The sequence below is a fragment of the Myxococcus sp. CA039A genome, from assembly GCF_013336645.1.
GTDB lineage: Bacteria > Myxococcota > Myxococcia > Myxococcales > Myxococcaceae > Myxococcus > Myxococcus llanfairpwllgwyngyllgogerychwyrndrobwllllantysiliogogogochensis.
Genome location: NZ_JABUMQ010000725.1, coordinates 1 through 717, shown reverse-complemented (window position 1 = coordinate 717; position 717 = coordinate 1). Strand labels below are relative to the sequence as shown.

Here is a 717-nt window from a genome sequence, read left to right as displayed (position 1 = left end):
AGTCGAGAGGGACGTAGGCGGCGCCGGCCTTGAGGATGGCGAGGAGGGCGACGAGGGAGTCGACGGAGCGCTCCAGGCAGAGGGCGACGCGGACTTCGGGCCCGACACCACGGGCGCGCAGCAGGTGGGCGAGCTGGTTGGAGCGGTGGTTGAGCTGAGAGAAGGAGAGAGAGGCGGAGTCGTCGAGGACGGCGAGGGCGTCGGGCGTGAGAGCGGCCTGGGCCTCGAAGCGCTCGTGGAAGGCGCCAGTCCAGGGCAACTCACGGCGGGTGTCGTTCCACTCGACGAGCACCTGACGGCGCTCCTCGGTCGGCAACATCGGCAGCTCGCTCAGCCGCAACTCCGGTGTGGTGACGACGGCGTCGAGGAGAGTGCCGAAGTGCGCGACCATCCGAGCGATGGTGGACTCATCGAACAAGTCCGTCCGGTAGCCCAGCGCGCCTTCCAGTCCCTCGCCCAGTGTCAGCGTGAGGTCGAACTTCGCGCCCGGCGCTCCCGAGTCGAAAGCCTCCAGGCGAAGCGGTGACGTCTCCACCGTGCTCCCAGGCACTTCCATGCTCGTCGTCGGTGCGTTCTGCAGGACGAGCATGACCTGGAACAGCGGCGAGTGACTGAGGGTGCGGTGAGGGTTGAGTTCCTCGACGAGCTTCTCGAAGGGGACGTCCTGATGCTCGTAGGCGCCGAGCGTGGTGCGTTTCACCTGCGCGAGCAGCTCGC

The 717-nt window shown here is 67.8% G+C and carries 1 protein-coding gene; it reads right to left on the bottom strand.

The window, feature by feature from the left end; all coding sequences use genetic code 11:
* A partial coding sequence (locus HR086_RS47285) for a condensation domain-containing protein (protein ID WP_174468953.1) occupies positions 1 to 717 on the bottom strand: 717 nt, incomplete at both ends.